This window comes from Variovorax sp. CF313 (assembly GCF_000282635.1).
Classification (GTDB): domain Bacteria; phylum Pseudomonadota; class Gammaproteobacteria; order Burkholderiales; family Burkholderiaceae_C; genus Variovorax.
Map to the genome: position 1 here is coordinate 1 of NZ_AKIW01000059.1, position 853 is coordinate 853.

Sequence of the window (853 nt, forward strand, 5' to 3'; positions counted from 1 at the left end):
GCACGGCCAGCAGGGTGATCTCCTGCGTGAGCGTCATCGGCGTGTTGGTGGCCTGTGCGATGAACACGGCCGCCATGGTCAGGTAGATCGACGTGCCGTCGAGATTGAACGAGTAGCCGGTGGGAATGACGAGGCCCACGCAGGTCTTGTTGGCGCCCAGGTTCTCCATCTTCTCCATCATGCGCGGCAGCACCGATTCGCTCGACGACGTGCCCAGCACGATCAGCAGCTCTTCCTTGATGTACTTGATGAACTTCCAGATGCTGAAGCCGTGGAAGCGCGCGATGAGTCCCAGCACCACGAAGATGAACAGCAGGCAGGTCAGGTAGAAGGTGCCCATCAGCTTGCCGAGCGAGAACAGGCTGCCCAGGCCGTACTTGCCGATGGTGAATGCCATCGCACCGAAGGCGCCGATGGGCGCGAGCTTCATGATGTAGTTGACGATGCCGAAGAGCACGTGCGAGCCTTTCTCGATCACGTCGAACACCAGCGTGCCGCGGCCGCCGAAGCGGTGCAGCGCGAAGCCGAACAGCACCGCGATCAGCAGCACCTGCAGGATCTCGCCCTTGGCGAAGGCGTCGACCACCGTGCTCGGAATGACGTTGAGCAGGAAGTCGACCGTGCCGGTCATCTTTCCCGGGCCGGTGTAGGCCGCGATGCTCTTGGTGTCGAGCGTGGCCGGGTCGATGTTCATGCCGGCGCCGGGTTTGAGCAGGTTCACCAGCACCAAGCCGACCAGCAGCGCGATACTGCTGACGATCTCGAAGTACAGCAGCGCCAGCCCGCCGGTCTTGCCTACCTTCTTCATGTCCTCCATGCCGGCGATGCCCACCACCACCGTGCAGAAGATGAT

Annotated in this window: 1 protein-coding gene; it reads right to left on the reverse strand. The window is 62.3% G+C overall.

What is annotated here, in order from left to right; genetic code table 11:
• The coding region (locus PMI12_RS15585) for a cation:dicarboxylate symporter family transporter (protein WP_042673506.1) at positions 1 to 853 on the reverse strand (853 nt) is incomplete at both ends.